This window comes from Paraburkholderia sp. J63 (assembly GCF_905220245.1).
GTDB lineage: Bacteria > Pseudomonadota > Gammaproteobacteria > Burkholderiales > Burkholderiaceae > Paraburkholderia.
Window position 1 is genome coordinate 1 of record NZ_CAJMZF010000194.1, and the last position, 371, is coordinate 371.

The following is a 371-nucleotide window of genomic DNA, read 5'->3' on the forward strand; positions in this document are numbered from 1 at the left end:
GCATCGAAAACGTCGTCAAGAAGTTCGGCGACAGCGTCGCCGTCAACAACGTGAACCTGAACATCGCGAAGAACGAGCTCTTCGCGCTGCTCGGCAGCTCGGGTTGCGGCAAGTCCACGCTGCTGCGCATGCTCGCCGGGCTCGAAACGGCCACCTCGGGCAAGATCTTCGTCGATGGCGAAGACCTCGCGACACTGCCCCCGTATCGACGCCCCGTCAACATGATGTTCCAGTCGTACGCGCTCTTTCCGCACATGAGCGTGGAGTCGAACGTCGCGTTCGGCCTCAAGCAGGAAGGTGTGCCGAAGAACGAGATCCGCGAGCGCGTGGCCGATGCGCTGAACCTCGTGCAGATGAGCCGCTACGCGAAA

At 62.0% G+C, this 371-nt stretch carries 1 protein-coding gene; it reads left to right on the forward strand.

Going from position 1 to position 371, the window contains the following annotated elements:
• Window positions 1-371 (forward strand): ABC transporter ATP-binding protein (locus U5775_RS39135; RefSeq protein ID WP_322063463.1); only part of this gene is annotated, 371 nt, incomplete at both ends.